15 protein-coding genes are annotated in these 14206 nt (G+C 45.3%); 11 read left to right on the top strand and 4 right to left on the bottom strand.

The window, feature by feature from the left end; all coding sequences use genetic code 11:
• Nucleotides 1-63: 63 nt before the first annotated feature.
• Together QMA13_RS21435 and QMA13_RS21430 are read right to left on the bottom strand one after the other, a co-directional pair.
• Complete coding sequence (locus QMA13_RS21435) at nucleotides 64-1332, bottom strand: glucuronate isomerase (RefSeq protein ID WP_282935767.1); 1269 nt, start codon at nucleotides 1330-1332, stop codon at nucleotides 64-66.
• A 326-nt stretch (nucleotides 1333-1658) separates the two neighbouring features.
• The gene (locus tag QMA13_RS21430; protein ID WP_282935766.1) at nucleotides 1659-1865 is read right to left on the bottom strand and encodes a DUF1657 domain-containing protein; all 207 of its coding nucleotides are present in this window, start codon (nucleotides 1863-1865) and stop codon (nucleotides 1659-1661) included.
• A 177-nt stretch (nucleotides 1866-2042) separates the two neighbouring features.
• On the opposite strand from QMA13_RS21430, the gene QMA13_RS21425 reads away from it, so the two are divergent.
• The 8 genes from QMA13_RS21425 to QMA13_RS21390 all read left to right on the top strand — a co-directional run bounded on the left by QMA13_RS21425 (nucleotide 2043) and on the right by QMA13_RS21390 (nucleotide 10625).
• On the top strand, nucleotides 2043-2900 hold the full coding sequence (locus QMA13_RS21425; RefSeq protein ID WP_481858003.1) for a DUF421 domain-containing protein: 858 nt from the start codon (nucleotides 2043-2045) through the stop codon (nucleotides 2898-2900).
• A gap of 49 nt (nucleotides 2901-2949) precedes the next feature.
• Entirely contained in the window at nucleotides 2950-3423 is a 474-nt protein-coding gene (spoVAC, locus tag QMA13_RS21420; RefSeq protein ID WP_282935764.1) for a stage V sporulation protein AC, read from the top strand.
• A 4-nt stretch (nucleotides 3424-3427) separates the two neighbouring features.
• Nucleotides 3428-4441 carry a stage V sporulation protein AD gene (gene spoVAD / locus QMA13_RS21415; protein WP_282935763.1) on the top strand — a complete coding sequence of 338 codons (1014 nt, stop codon included), beginning with the start codon at nucleotides 3428-3430 and terminating at the stop codon, nucleotides 4439-4441.
• A 15-nt stretch (nucleotides 4442-4456) separates the two neighbouring features.
• Nucleotides 4457-4807: a stage V sporulation protein AE gene (spoVAE, locus tag QMA13_RS21410; RefSeq protein WP_282943490.1), complete on the top strand. Its 351-nt coding sequence runs from the start codon at nucleotides 4457-4459 to the stop codon at nucleotides 4805-4807.
• Nucleotides 4808-5060: 253 nt separating this feature from the next.
• The gene (locus QMA13_RS21405) at nucleotides 5061-6050 is read left to right on the top strand and encodes an AAA family ATPase (RefSeq protein ID WP_282943488.1); all 990 of its coding nucleotides are present in this window, start codon (nucleotides 5061-5063) and stop codon (nucleotides 6048-6050) included.
• A 2-nt stretch (nucleotides 6051-6052) separates the two neighbouring features.
• Entirely contained in the window at nucleotides 6053-7300 is a 1248-nt protein-coding gene (locus tag QMA13_RS21400) for a DUF58 domain-containing protein (RefSeq protein ID WP_282935762.1), read from the top strand.
• On the top strand, nucleotides 7297-9522 hold the full coding sequence (locus tag QMA13_RS21395) for a transglutaminase TgpA family protein (protein WP_282935761.1): 2226 nt from the start codon (nucleotides 7297-7299) through the stop codon (nucleotides 9520-9522). Before QMA13_RS21400 ends, QMA13_RS21395 begins: the two co-directional genes overlap by 4 nt.
• Before the next feature lie 128 nt (nucleotides 9523-9650).
• Complete coding sequence (locus tag QMA13_RS21390; protein WP_282935760.1) at nucleotides 9651-10625, top strand: patatin-like phospholipase family protein; 975 nt, start codon at nucleotides 9651-9653, stop codon at nucleotides 10623-10625.
• A 30-nt stretch (nucleotides 10626-10655) separates the two neighbouring features.
• Here QMA13_RS21390 and QMA13_RS21385 read toward each other — a convergent pair whose 3' ends face one another.
• Both QMA13_RS21385 and QMA13_RS21380 read right to left on the bottom strand, forming a co-directional pair.
• Nucleotides 10656-10922, bottom strand: coding sequence for a hypothetical protein (locus QMA13_RS21385; protein ID WP_282935759.1), 267 nt, complete (start codon nucleotides 10920-10922; stop codon nucleotides 10656-10658).
• Nucleotides 10923-10945: 23 nt separating this feature from the next.
• Entirely contained in the window at nucleotides 10946-11824 is an 879-nt protein-coding gene (locus QMA13_RS21380; RefSeq protein WP_481858240.1) for a DUF1385 domain-containing protein, read from the bottom strand.
• Nucleotides 11825-12019: 195 nt separating this feature from the next.
• Between QMA13_RS21380 and QMA13_RS21375 the strand changes: the two genes are divergently transcribed.
• The 3 genes from QMA13_RS21375 (at nucleotide 12020) to QMA13_RS21365 (ending at nucleotide 14165) form a co-directional block, all read left to right on the top strand.
• Complete coding sequence (locus QMA13_RS21375) at nucleotides 12020-12526, top strand: YqhR family membrane protein (protein ID WP_282935757.1); 507 nt, start codon at nucleotides 12020-12022, stop codon at nucleotides 12524-12526.
• A gap of 115 nt (nucleotides 12527-12641) precedes the next feature.
• On the top strand, nucleotides 12642-13088 hold the full coding sequence (aroQ, locus tag QMA13_RS21370; RefSeq protein WP_282935756.1) for a type II 3-dehydroquinate dehydratase: 447 nt from the start codon (nucleotides 12642-12644) through the stop codon (nucleotides 13086-13088).
• Nucleotides 13089-13091: 3 nt separating this feature from the next.
• Nucleotides 13092-14165 (top strand): M24 family metallopeptidase, encoded by a 1074-nt coding sequence (locus QMA13_RS21365; RefSeq protein WP_282935755.1) that lies wholly within the window; start codon nucleotides 13092-13094, stop codon nucleotides 14163-14165.
• Nucleotides 14166-14206 lie beyond the last annotated feature (41 nt).

The raw sequence follows: 14206 nt of genomic DNA, 5'->3' as shown, positions 1-14206 counted from the left end.
AACTCATCTATCTGTTACTACAAAAGAAGGCGCCCCTGTTTTATCCAGGGACGCCTTTTATTATTAACGGTTTAATGCTGGGTCGGGCTTGCCAAGAAACTTCCAGAACGTGCCGCCTAGAAGATCTTCAACATCACGGCGGATTTCTTCTTCCTCCAAGCGCCATCCGGAAGCAAGCAAATCGCTGTATTTGTCGCAAAGAACTTTAGCAATAATTTCACGGGAATGATCCCATTTATACAGCAGCTGATCAAGAATACGGCAGTCCGAGTGCTGTGGAATGATGCTTCCACCCAGAAGCTCAAAGCGCATACGAGTAATTTCCTCGATTAAGCTTGGGTTGTTCAGGAACCACCAACAGCCAAAAATCAGCAGGTTGCGGTTTTTTCGAGCTGTAACTGCAAGCTCGTGTTGGTTCTCACGGGAAAGCATAGTCACGAGGAATTTAACATCCTGATACTTGCTTACGATGCGCTCAACAGCACCAATGTCGCTTTTGCCAAGGCTATCTCCTGCGTCTTTCAAGGAAGGATTCACTTTACGTTTTACGCCGATCATCATCGCAAATGGAATGCCTGCTTCACGAGCAACAGGTACGATACATTCATCGATAATACGTCCGCGAACGGAGTTCTCAGGATAAGCGAAGTCGTTAGGCAAAGAAACGGCCATATATAATGGATTCATACGAGAGATCCAATCATTCAGGAAGCGACGAATTTCTTCCATTGTGTTTCCGGATAAGTCTTGTTTGACGTCATAGCCCTGCTCAGCCAGCTTCGTCCAGCTTGTATCCCAAAGATTAAGCAGAGGATCAATTCTCAGTGCTGCGAGGAAACGAGGGTCCTGAGCGACATTAGCGTCCCATTTGCTGCGCTCGTATGCATCGAAAGGATCATTGGTCATTACAACGGTTTTTACTTTGGCAAGCTCCAGAATACGGTTGATGTAGTCTGCGGAGCTGACGCTGCTGAAATATTCACGGTAAGCATTCAAATCGCGGGATTTCAGGTCAAAGCCAAGACGGTTCAGTACGGTTACAACTCCGCGGCATGCTTCACTATATGGAGAATGTTCGATGAACAGCGTTTGCCAAATCAAATCGGCCTGCTCCTGCTTACTCATATTCCAGAATGCTTCATATGACAAATCGGAACGGAAACGGAAGGTTTCAGCGATTAAATAATGATAAGTAAGTAGTTCATCGACACCCCATAAGAGTAAATCCCCGAAAGATTCTGCGAATAAATGAGTATGTATGTCGGTTACTTGTGTGTTTTGAACGGTTTCCTTTACAAAGGAAATAAGCTGTTCCTTGCTTTGAATGGTCATAAATGAAATGCCTCCCGCAAAATAAGTTTATGTTAACGTGAACAATGAACTTATTATAACATTTTTTTTGGTATAGGCATATACACATTCGAATACAATTCGCCTAGCATACGATAATATGCATCAATGTATTCAATTGCTTCAAGATTGGAGCCGAAAAGTTTGATGGATAAATATACTTCATTGGTTGTCATCCTCGTGCTCTTCATACTGTTGTTGATTTTGTACGTTGTTTTTTTATGACAATGACCTTTTACGGGAATAATAAAACAGCCTCTTAGCCCTTGTTGGGGAAAAGAAGGCTGTTTTATTATGCTGGGGCAAAATTAGAAACCTTTATATTGAGGTTCTTCGTTTTCCAATTGTTGAATGCGGCCGCTAACTTGGTCGACAACGGATTGGGTTGTTTTTGCGGCTTGCTCGAACATGGTTTTTGCTTCTTGGTTTTGAGTGCTCAATGCGAAAGTTTCCAAGCTTGCTTGCGCGCTTTTTAAAGATGCGAGCGTCGTTTTTACGCTAGATGCTACAGTCATTTGTCTCACCTCCTCTTCAAGTCCTCTACTAATGTGTGCAGGATAAAAACATCTGATGACTGGTATAATATGGGAATTAAAATGGAAAAAACTAAGGCCGCGAACATTTTATAACGATCTGTCTTTTGACAAATAATTGATTAGTAAAGTAACTCGTATGAAAAGGAGACTATGGAGATGGAATGGCTACATATCGCATTAAGGTCGCTTGGCGCAATTGCCATGCTGTTCGTCATTACACGTTTGTTGGGAAAAAAACAAATATCGCAGCTTACCTTCTTCGAATATATAACCGGTATCACACTAGGCGAGCTGGCCGGATTTATATCTACGGATTTGGAAAATCATTATTCGCATGGTATCACTGCTTTGCTTGTCTGGTTTCTGGTGCCACTGACTATAGAATTAGTCACCTTGAAGAGTGTTACGCTGCGTAAATGGTTTGAAGGCAATGGAACAGTGATGATCAAAGACGGGAAAGTTATGGGAAAAAACCTAAAGAAGGAACGATATACAGCAGATGAGCTCTTAGAGCAGCTTCGTAAGAAAAGCGTATTTAAAGTAGCGGACGTGGAGTTTGCCGTTTTGGAAGCAAGCGGTGAATTGAACGTGCTTCTTAAAAAAGAAAATCAGCCGCTCACGCCTAAACAGTTGGGCATTAAGGTCGGACCGGAAAAAGAACCTCAAACCGTTATTATAGACGGGAATATTATGGACGAGCCGTTAGCTACTGCCGGATTTAGCCGTGCATGGCTGCGGACCGAATTGGAGAAAATAGGCGTTACCAAAGACAATGTATTTCTAGGGCAAGTAGATTCTTACGGAGCGCTGTATGTTGATTTGTACGACGATATGCTTCAAGTTCCAGCCAACAATGAAAAGCTGCTTTTGCTGGCCAATTTGAAAAAATGCGAAGCTGATTTAACGTTGTACGGCTTATCGACTCAAAACAGTGAAGCCAAAGCTATGTACGAGCAGTGCGTGACCCTCCTTCGTAAGGAAATCATTGATTTGATCCCTGTGTTAAAACGATAATTTTCGGTGTTGAGACAATCATCGTAAGGGTGAGAAAGGACGTGGGACTATGGCTACAAAAGCAAAGCAAAAGATGACTTGGACTCAGGAAGAATATCAAGAGCTGGCCAAAAGCAAAGAACCGCCCAGACCGGTAGCAAAAAACTGCTTTAGAGCTTTTTTAGTCGGAGGGCTGATTTGTATCATTGGTCAAGCATTAATGGAGCTTTTCATACGGGTTTTTGGTTTTACAGAAAAGACAGCGGGCAATCCGACGGTTGCCGTCCTGATTTTCATTTCTGTCGTACTGACTTGCTTCGGTGTATATGACAAAATCGCCCAGTGGGCTGGAGCAGGCTCAGCCGTTCCGGTTACGGGGTTCGCTAACTCAATGTGTTCCGCAGCGTTGGAGCATAAAAGCGAAGGCATCGTCCTTGGTGTAGGAGCGAATATGTTTAAGCTTGCCGGTTCCGTTATTGTGTTTGGTACCGTAGCTGCTTTCGTAATCGGTATTATCCATCTGCTAATTGGAATGGGGAGGTAATCGGATGCTGCAGGGACATCAAAGCTGGATATTCCGCAACAAGCCTGTCATCCAAGCGACAGCTACGGTTGTTGGACCTGACGAGAGTCAGGGACCGTTGGTGGAAGAATTTGATATTGTCCACGGCGACCTTACCTTAGGACAAGACAGTTGGGAGAAGGCCGAGCGAAAACTGATGGAGGAAGCAGGAAAGCTGGCGATTGAAAATGCCGGTTTAACGAAGGAACAAGTACAGTTTTACATCGGCGGCGACCTTATGAACCAGATCATAAGCAATACGTTTGCAGCACGAACGATGTCCATTCCGTATATTGGTATTTTCGGTGCTTGCTCAACCTCCATGGAAGGCTTGGCTCTGGCATCGTTAGTAGTGGATTCTGGGTCTGCCAAGTATGCTATGACTGGAACCTGCAGCCATAACTGTACTTCGGAGAAACAGTTTCGTTACCCGACCGAATATGGATCGCAAAAGCCGCCGACGGCTCAATACACGGTGACTGGGGCAGGAGCTGCAGTATTGTCTCGGCATGGAGAAGGGCCTGTCGTTACTGGAGCAACTATAGGGCGTGTCGTTGATATGGGGATTAAAGACCCGTTCAATATGGGGGCCGCTATGGCTCCTGCTGCTGTTGACACGATGCAAGCGCATTTTAGGGATTTTCGTCGTGAGCCTGGCTATTACGATCTTATCGTCACAGGAGATTTGGCATCAGTCGGTTATGAAATAGCCTGTGAGCTGTTGGATAAACATAAGGTTCCAATGAATCAAACCACTTATAAAGATTGCGGTCTGATGGTCTTTGATGTAGAAAAACAAGCCGTTATGTCCGGTGGAAGCGGGTGCGGCTGCTCAGCAGTCGTAACTTACGGACATATCATGAAAAAGCTGCGCAAAGGCGAGCTGAAGCGGGTGTTGGTTGTAGCAACCGGCGCTTTGCTGTCCCCGTTATCATTTCAGCAAGGGGAAAGCATCCCATGCATTGCTCATGCCGTAGCGATAGAAAGCGGGGAGGTATAGACCGTGGACACATTCATGCATTTCGTTTGGGCCTTCGTCATAGGTGGGGCAATTTGTGTTATTGGCCAGCTGTTAATGGATGTTGGAAAGCTGACACCAGCGCATACGATGAGTTCGCTTGTAGTTGCGGGTGCTGTATTGGACGGTGTGGGTTTGTATGAACCATTTATCAAGTTTGCCGGTGCAGGAGCGACAGTGCCGATTACGAGCTTTGGTAACTCGCTTGTACATGGAGCTATGCAGGAACTTAAGCTGCACGGTGCGATTGGGATTATTACCGGGATTTTCGAGGTGACGAGTGCAGGGATATCAGCTGCGATCATTTTTTCTTTCCTGGCAGCTCTGGTATGCAAACCTAAGGGATAAATATTACGTGATGAGCAACATAATTACAATTCACAGCGTCAGAATATATTGTGTGGTCATTTGCTCCGAGGAAGCTTTTTCCTCGGAGTTTTTTTCATTAAAACCTTCATGAGCGCGATTGAAATGGAGTATCCTGCTGAAAATGTACCAAAATGTGTAATTATACAAACAAATTTAGCATTTTTACATGTATACTGGTTTTTTTGAATCTTGTAGAATAGAATTAGGACTTATTATATCTTTATGACCCACTATTTCCAAAACCCCAAGGAGGATCAGGATCATGGAGCCTAACCTAAAAGAAGATATACAGACAATAAAGCGCATTCAAGCGAATTTGGAATCTTGCATCCTTGGTAAAACGGACGAGATTAAGCTTCTTTTGACAGCCATGCTGGCGGGAGGGCATGTCCTGCTGGAAGATGTGCCAGGGACAGGGAAAACGGTATTGATCAAATCACTCGCCAAGTCAATCCGCGGCCAATTTCGGCGAATCCAATGTAATCCTGATTTACTCCCAACAGACATTACGGGGGTTTCTATATATCATCCCAAAGACGAAGTTTTTATTTTTCGACCAGGTCCTATCATTACTAATATTTTGCTTGCAGATGAAATTAACCGGGCAACGACCAAGACCCAATCCGCGCTTCTGGAAGCGATGGAGGAGCGGCACATTACGGTGGACGGAGAAGCACATGAGCTTCCCAACCCGTTTCTTTTGCTGGCAACGCAAAATCCGATTGATTTTGAAGGGACCTATATTTTACCGGAAGCCCAGCTGGACCGTTTCATGATGAAGTTCAGCCTCGGTTACCCGGATGAAGCAACCGAAACAAAAATGATCCATTCGCAAAGCGTCGTTCATCCGATAGAATTGCTTCAGCCTGTAGCGGATGTTGAAGAGATCAGTACCATTCAGCAGCGCGTTAAGCAGGTCCATTTGGACGATGCGGTTGCTAGCTATCTTGTAGCCATAACACGTCAGACAAGAGAGCATCCGTCTATTTTCTTGGGTGCAAGCCCTCGAGCTACACTCGCACTAGTTCAAGCATCCAAAGCGTATGCGCTTCTTCAGGAACGGGACTATGTCATACCGGATGACATTAAATTTTTAGCTCCTTATGTACTAGGACATCGAATCCTGCTCCACGCAGAAGCAAGAATGGATGGGACGTCGGTGCAGTCCGTACTGCAATCCGTATTCCAGCAGGTTAGAGTGCCGATTCGATTGGAGAAATGAGCATGATGAGGGGATCGATCGTGCAAAAGTTGACGGAGCGGCAGCGTATGAGCAAGCAATTTTGGGCGGTTCTTACCAGCTTTATTGTGAGTCTCGGTTTTCTCTTGTTTCAGGGCGGGAAATTGGCGCTGATGGTTTTTGTAATTATCTGTTTACTGAGCGTTTATCTACTCTTGGGGCAATGGAGCGGGATTAAACGTACCCAGGGGACACGTATCCTTAACAATGTGGATCATGGAGGGACACTGGAAGCTGGAAGTTCACTGGGTGTCTCGATTCACCTGCAAATCCCCGGTTTTTGGCCTATGCCTTATATATTTGTTAAGGATAGGCTGTTTCACAAAAATGGTACGGAGCTTGAGTTCGAAGCAACTGTCGTTCCAGATTGGCGTCGCCGTGGTGAATGGGAATACCGTACCCCGGCTTTGCGCAGAGGTTCCTACACCTTCGGAACTACGGAATGTGTGACCGAGGATATCTTCGGGTTATTCGAGCATAGCGGCACCTTGAAGCTGCCCCATAGCATTGTAGTGCTTCCGCAAACCGTGGCTATTCGTGAGTGGCAGCAGTTCCATCAGATGATGAAAGGGACCAACCATCATTCCACAACAACTCGCGCCGTAAGAGAAACAACTCAAATTAATGGAGTACGTGAATATATTTATGGCGATCGTCTGTCAAGAATTCATTGGAATGCGACAGCGAAGACAGGAACGTGGAAGTCTAAGGAATTCGAGAGGGAATCACTTCCGAAGACCTATCTCATTCTGGATCGGGAACGGAAGGCATATAACGATCTGGATCAATTCGAGTTGGCAGTATCCGTGTCTGCCTCGCTATTTCAGTACGGTTCAACCCGAGGCTTAGCTTTAGGGCTGTTATCAACGGGTGCGGACGATGTGTATTATGAGCCGAAGCCAGGACAAAATCAGCATAAAATGGTCCAACATCATTTTATCCAAGTCGAGGCCGATGGGAGCTACAATCTTAAACAGGTGCTTAGGGAAAAAGCTCAAAACCTGGTTCCAGGCAGCTTTATTACGCTTATCACACCCGTTTATGGTGAGCCGATGCTGCAAATTATTAGTTTGCTTAAGCAGCTGCAGCTGAATCCATGTCATTTGTGGCTTTGTTCGGATCCTAGCAATAAGGAAAGATGGCTGAAGCAGCTCCAATCGATAGGTGTTGCGGGCTACGCGATACAATCTCTGCATGAGCTGCCGGTAATGTTAGGAGGTCGAACGGGATGAACGAGAAACCCTCCTTATTTAGTCGATTATTTCTCAATCAATGGCCGCATAGACTAAGCGTCTTGCTGGTAGGCATACTACTGCTTCAATACGTTTTATGGTTCATGAAGGAAGATCATCTGTGGCTTCCCGAGACGGTATTAATTGTCGAGCTAACATTGCTGGCTACTTTTATTTTGGAGCATTTGCCCAGAATTCATTGGTTAATAAGAGGCTTGCTTCAACTGGTCATGATCATTGTCATTAATAAACAGGTATTATCTCACTATCACGTTATTGAGAGCATGTCTGCATCAAGCTTTTTTACTTCACGTTTATTTCTGAATTTGTACCAACTCACACCTTATTTATGGTTCAGTTTGGCGGCATGGGTGGCCTACTTAGCTTTAATATGGTGGGTGGAGGTTAAGTGGCGTGTTTATGTACTGTTGATAGTCAGCGTACTAGCCATGTGCATTCGCGATTCCTTCTCCAGCATCTACTTGTGGCCTCAAGTCGCTATCACGATAGGATGCGGACTGTTCTTATTGATTCTTAGTCATTTTCAGCAGCTTCGCAAAAAAGACCCCATGGCTTGGAGCTATCTGGCTGATTATCCGGCATCGATTGCTGTACCCATCATTTCACTTATAAGCCTAACCGTTGTGATTGGGTCTATTATGCCGGAAGTGGGCCCGATGGTCACCGACCCATACACGGCTTGGCGTACATTAAGAGGAGAAACGGTTAATTTTACAACTGGAAAAGGAGTCGAAGTGGCAACATCCTCAGGCGACACTTCCTCAGGGTATAGCCGCAGTGATGCCGCGCTAGGGAGTGGGTTTCAATTCGACTATACTCCCGTCATGACAGTGGATACGACTCACCGCGGATATTGGAGAGGGGAAACACGTGCTCTCTATACCGGTAGAGGCTGGGAAGCGGGCGATACGGATAAACGAGCAGCTACAACAGGGGTTCGTCCCGATGCTGTCTTGACTCCGGACCCGAGAAGCTCTGGTAGTAAGATGAAAACCATCGAAGTTAAGCAGATTATCAGCTTCTTATCAGAAGACAAATATCCTGTATTGTTCGGAGCCTTTGATATTCAAAAAGTTACCGATATTAATGGGGTAAAGGGTGGATTTGAGCCATTACAATGGGCACCATCACAATCAGAGCTAAGATTGAATGGTTCTGCTAATCAGCAGTATCCCAAAACTTACACGGTCATCTCTCAAATGCCAGTAATTGATGAAGAAGGATTACGCAAGGTGACCGATACATCGGTTCGCAGCGATATGGGAGAATATCTACAGCTGCCTGATCAATTGCCTGGCAGAGTACGCCAGCTTGCTGCGGATATTACAAAAAATGCAGCGAGTCCATTCGATAAAGCGAAAGCAATAGAAAAATATTTGCGTGAGAACTATCCATACACGAATAAACCGGATTTGAGCAAAGGCCGAAGCCGCGATTTCGTCGATCGGTTTTTGTTCGAGATTAAGGAGGGCTATTGCGATTACTATTCATCTGCAATGGCTGTGCTATCCCGTTCTGTCGGACTTCCTACTCGATGGGTGAAAGGATACGCTTCCGGCCAGTCATCTAATATAGATGAGATGTTCGGAATGTTTGGGAATGAAGGGATGATGGATCCTGATGCTGCCGGGGTGTATACGGTACGTAATGCGGATGCCCACTCCTGGGTAGAGGTCTATTTCAATGGATGGGGGTGGATTCCATTCGAGCCTACCTCCGGATTTACATTACCACGCGCAGTACAACTTGAAGAGCTTTCTGCGGAATCCTCTGTTGTGCCTGAGGTTACACCTGCAGCGCCAGAAGCAACAGTGCTTGAGCGTCACGGGCAGTGGATAGGTATCTCTGCGATCGTAGTTGCCATAGCTGCTGTTGCCGCCTTCCTAGTATGGAAGCTGCAGCTGCTGGAGCTAATGCAAGAGAAGCTGGAACGACGACGGGCCTCCTTGTTAAAGCAAAAAGTAATTGTGGAGTGTGAACGATTGCTTCGCATATGCCGCCGTAATGGTTATATTCGTTATGAGCACGAAACGCTGCGCGAAGCAGTGCGTCGTTGGACCCAGCAAAGCAAATGGATGAAAGCGGACTTGGATCAAGTATTGGCTATTTTTGAAAAAGCAAAGTACAGCAAAGCGGAAATTACTGACGAAGAGTGGCAGCATACGGTCAACATCGTAGAGAAGCTTCGTTCACAATTTTAATAGTCTAGGAGACGTATGCTCGCAAGGAGCATACGTCTTTTTGCTTATATTGGACCGGAGACATACGTACAATCTCTCCCTGCATACATTTTCTATGGTGAAGATTATGTGCGGGAGAAGGGATGCGGATGAAAATCAATGCGGTATTCGAGGGCGGAGGGGTCAAAGGAATCGCTCTTGCCGGTGCCGTGCAAGCAGCAGAGCGTAGAGGGTTGACATTTCATCAGGTTGCCGGAACCTCATCGGGTGCCATTGTCGCATCCTTGGTTGCAGCAGGTTATACGGCGGAAGAAATGAAGAAAGTAATTATGGCAACACCGTTCAGTTCTTTTATGCAGCGAGCACCAATTTTTAATACGAAAATTATAGGCCCTTTATCCCGGTTGTTTATTAAAAAAGGACTTTATTCGGGAGAGGCTTTAGAGCATTGGATCCACCAGCTTCTTTTAGCCAAAGGGATTCGTACATTTAGCGATTTGAAAACAAATCAGCTGCGCATCATTGCCTCGGACATTTCGGATCGCAAGCTCTTGGTCTTGCCGGATGATATTGCTCAATACGGGATTGATCCTAATCAACTCCTTGTGTCCAAAGCGGTTAGAATGAGCACAAGCATCCCTTATTTTTTTGATCCTGTTATTATTCGAAAAGCACCTGACAAGAGATCCAAGAAGCAACCCTTTGCAGATCAGTTCGCCTATATCGTCGATGGCGGATTGTTGAGTAATTTTCCTCTCTGGATTTTTGATAAGGATCATGCACCCGCCATGGAGAAGCTTGTTCCCACAATTGGCTTTCAGCTCGTAGGGAGGGGGAGCGGCCAACCGAACACGATCGTGGGACCCGTTTCTATGTTTAAAGCATTGTTCTCAACTATGATGGATGCTCACGATGAACGTTATATTGAAGAGGTGAACCGGTTCCGGACGATCAAGATACCTACGCTTGGTGTAAGCGTAACGGATTTTGACATTTCGAATGAAAAAAGTCAGGAGCTATACGAAGCGGGGTATTTGGCAGGCGAGGTCTTCTTGAATAAATGGAAGCTGACGGACTACAAGCAAGGATTTGAGCAGCATGTTTTAAGGAAGAAGACGAATTGAACATAAAAAAAACGGCGATCAAGTCGCCGTTTAATGATATTTGGGAGGCTCCTCGGAGCTTCCCTTGTTACCGTCAATAACTCGGAAAGAAGCGTTGCGCGTGCGTTTTTCCTTTGTTTTACTTCCGCTTTTGGTGGAGAAAGAAGGCTTACGCCACCGGTTAGGCGGATATTTATAAAGCAAAAAGATAACCCCAAAAACAAATATCGGTATAAGCAACTGCAAAGCTTTGGAGGCGATTCCGATTAAGGCTAACCCCAGAACAACATAGGTGGCTATGGAAAATCGCTTTTTCATCGCTGCCCCTCCTTTAATCCATATTATGCTCTTGCTTGTTCGTCTAATTCTCTCATTCGGTTAAAAGAAGCGATGGATACTTCGACCATCGAATTATCCGGCTGTTTGGTGGTAAGCATTTGAAGCCATAAACCCGGATATCCAAGATATCGAAGAACAGGAACTTCACGCAAGCTGTTAGTAAAGCGAAGGACTTCATAAGAAACTCCGATAACTACAGGCAGTAAAACAATACGCTGTACAATCCGTTCCACGAAGGAATCGTAGGTAAAGAAAGAATAGATCACTACACCGACCAAGACTGTGAATACAATGAAGCTGCTTCCGCAACGGTAATGCAATGTGCTGAATTTTTGTACATTTTCAACGGTTAGATCGACACCGGCTTCATAAGCACTAATGACTTTATGTTCCGCTCCATGATATTGAAATAGTCGCTTGATCATCGGCGTTAACGAAATAAAGTAAATATAGCCGATCAACAAGATGATTTTGATAAGACCTTCCACTAAGTTATGGCCGATCTGATTTTCAAATACTTTGGAAAACAACAGCTGCTCAATTATTGGAGGGACCAATGTAAATATAAATTTACCAAACAAAAACGATAAGATACCGACCACGGCTACGCCTAAAATCATCGAAATGCGCCCAGCGGCGGATTCCTTTTTTTCTTCTTTTGGCGATCCGTCACCTTCCTCCTCAGCATAAGCTTCCGCAGAGAAGTTGAGATGCTGCGCACCTTTAGCACTGGCCTCAATAATGCCTACAATACCCCGAATGAACGGTATTTTCTTTAAAGGACGAACCCAACCGATTTCTGTCTTGGGCACTTCCAAATACTCAATGGAATTATCTTTACGGCGAACGGCCGTCACGTTTACATTTTGGCCTCCGAACATAACCCCTTCAATCACGGCTTGACCACCGTAAATGGTGCATGGTTTCTCTTTTTGTGACAACGACTACACCTTCTTCTGCTAAATATAAAATGGCGACTCTACATTATTGTATCGGATTCAAAGCGAGAATGCTACCGTTTAGGGGACAAATATTTGTATATACTAACGGTATTCGACCGTAATAGGAGGAACATCATGAATGATCCGAGAGCCAAAGTCCCTTCCAACCGCTGGTTGTTTTCGTTAAATATTGGATTTTTTGCCGGCTTGATTTGGGGTGCGGTGAAAATGCTGGAGCATTATCTGCACTTTACCAGTCTGCCGCCGGGCTTTTTAGTGGAGTCGTTTTACAAACGATCATTTTTGAACAGCTTTCAGGGATATATGGTAGGATGGGTAACTTTTATCGTTTTTTCCATTTTGGCTTCCTTATTGTATACAGCATTGTTTTCAAAGTCTACCGGACCTTGGCCGGGGATAACTTACGGTGCAGTCTGGTGGGTATTGATTTTTCTATTGATCGGACCGGTAACGGGAATGATGAACTGGATAGCATTTTTGGACTGGAATACCATTATTACAGAGATCTGCTTGTTTATCGTTTGGGGGTTGTTTATCGGATACAGCATTTCGATGGAATTCAACGATGAGCGGGAAAGGGAGCCCTTTAACACCAATAATCAGGAGCCTCAGCCAGAATAATTCAGCCGCACCGCGGTATGCTGCAAAAAACAGTTCTCAAACGGAAGAAAGTTATGGTAAAATAATCGGGTGTGTATTTCTGTATAGGATGAGTAACATGGATGGAGGGACCGGATTGAAAAAAATATTGGTGTTAAACGGTCCGAATTTGAACATGCTCGGCATTCGTGAGCCAGGCGTGTACGGCACTACGTCACTTCAAACGATTGAACAGCGGCTCAAACAGCTGGCGGATGAGTTATCGGTTGAGCTGGAATGCTTTCAATCTAATCATGAAGGAGCCTTAATCGATAAGATTCACGAAGCTTTCTCGGATAAAGACGGCATCGTGATGAATCCAGGAGCTTTCACTCATTATAGCTACGCGATTCGCGATGCAATCGACGCTGTTCGGATTCCGACTATTGAAGTACATATATCGAATATCCACAAAAGAGAAGCGTTCCGCCATACTTCGGTGATCGCTCCCGTTGCACTCGGCCAAATAGCCGGTCTAGGTGTAGATAGCTACGAGCTCGGTCTTCGCGCCATTGTAAGCCACCTCAATTCCTTGGAGGGATAACAAATGCATCAAGCACGTATAGAACGCCTTCGCACTGTTTTGCAAGAGCAAGGACTAAAGGCGCTTTTAATTACCAATGCAGTAAACCGCCTTTACATGACGGGCTTTACCGGATCCTCCGGCATTGTGTTAATTTCCGAGACCAAAGCGTACCTTTTGACGGATTTTCGCTACATGACCCAAGCACCTGCTCAAGCTACGGCGTATGAAGTTGTTGAACACGCACCAAATCCGATGGAGACCGTAAAAGATCTGCTCACTAAGCTGGGGATCTCTATGCTCGGATTTGAACAAAACGACATGACCTATGGAGCTTACCAAACCACCGCAAAGGCTTTGAGCGGCATTGAACTGTCAGCAACTGACGGAATTGTCGAAAAGCTGCGTGTTATCAAGGATGAGTCTGAGATAGCTATTCTTCAGGAAGCGGCTGATTTGGCTGACCGTACCTTCACGCACATTTTGAGCTTTTTGAAGCCAGGTGCCAAAGAATCGGATATTGCTTTAGAAATGGAGATGTTCGTACGCAAAAATGGAGCGGCTTCCACTTCGTTTGAAACGATTGTCGCGTCCGGGGAACGTTCAGCATTACCGCATGGCAAAGCAAGCGATCGTATTCTTCAGACAGATGAATTTGTCACATTGGATTACGGCGCTTATTATAAAAGGTACTGCTCCGATATCACGAGAACCGTAGTCGTGGGCAAACCTACAGATAAGCATAAAGAAATTTACAATATCGTTCTTGAAGCGCAAATGACGGCTTTGGACAAGATCAGACCGGGAATGACGGGCCGAGAAGCGGATGCTATTGCAAGAGATATCATCCAGCGCTACGGATACGGAGACTATTTCGGTCATGGTACAGGGCATGGCCTTGGAATGGAAGTCCATGAGGCGCCGCGGCTTTCCAAGAACGGAGACACGGTTTTAACGCCCGGAATGGTTGTAACGGTCGAACCTGGCATCTATTTGCCAGGCTTCGGTGGAGTTCGGATCGAAGATGATATCGTCGTTACAGACACCGGAATTAAAATATTGACGCATTCAAGCAAGGATTTGATTGCATTGGATTAGCACAACATCTTGGTAGAAGCTTGAAACCGAATGGGTAGTCA

Origin of the sequence: Paenibacillus sp. RC67 (genome assembly GCF_030020805.1) — a bacterium.
Classification (GTDB): domain Bacteria; phylum Bacillota; class Bacilli; order Paenibacillales; family NBRC-103111; genus Paenibacillus_S.
This window is presented reverse-complemented; position numbering and strand designations above follow the sequence as displayed.

Bases quoted from the DNA above. Each gene is read 5' to 3' on its own strand.
- QMA13_RS21435 (WP_282935767.1), bottom strand. From the start codon at position 1,332: ATGACCATTCAAAGCAAGGAACAGCTTATTTCCTTTGTAAAGGAAACC.
- QMA13_RS21430 (WP_282935766.1), bottom strand. From the start codon at position 1,865: ATGACTGTAGCATCTAGCGTAAAAACGACGCTCGCATCTTTAAAAAGC.
- QMA13_RS21425 (WP_481858003.1), top strand. From the start codon at position 2,043: ATGGAATGGCTACATATCGCATTAAGGTCGCTTGGCGCAATTGCCATG.
- spoVAC (WP_282935764.1), top strand. From the start codon at position 2,950: ATGGCTACAAAAGCAAAGCAAAAGATGACTTGGACTCAGGAAGAATAT.
- spoVAD (WP_282935763.1), top strand. From the start codon at position 3,428: ATGCTGCAGGGACATCAAAGCTGGATATTCCGCAACAAGCCTGTCATC.
- spoVAE (WP_282943490.1), top strand. From the start codon at position 4,457: ATGCATTTCGTTTGGGCCTTCGTCATAGGTGGGGCAATTTGTGTTATT.
- QMA13_RS21400 (WP_282935762.1), top strand. From the start codon at position 6,053: ATGATGAGGGGATCGATCGTGCAAAAGTTGACGGAGCGGCAGCGTATG.
- QMA13_RS21395 (WP_282935761.1), top strand. From the start codon at position 7,297: ATGAACGAGAAACCCTCCTTATTTAGTCGATTATTTCTCAATCAATGG.
- QMA13_RS21390 (WP_282935760.1), top strand. From the start codon at position 9,651: ATGAAAATCAATGCGGTATTCGAGGGCGGAGGGGTCAAAGGAATCGCT.
- QMA13_RS21385 (WP_282935759.1), bottom strand. From the start codon at position 10,922: ATGAAAAAGCGATTTTCCATAGCCACCTATGTTGTTCTGGGGTTAGCC.
- QMA13_RS21380 (WP_481858240.1), bottom strand. From the start codon at position 11,824: ATGTTCGGAGGCCAAAATGTAAACGTGACGGCCGTTCGCCGTAAAGAT.
- QMA13_RS21375 (WP_282935757.1), top strand. From the start codon at position 12,020: ATGAATGATCCGAGAGCCAAAGTCCCTTCCAACCGCTGGTTGTTTTCG.
- QMA13_RS21365 (WP_282935755.1), top strand. From the start codon at position 13,092: ATGCATCAAGCACGTATAGAACGCCTTCGCACTGTTTTGCAAGAGCAA.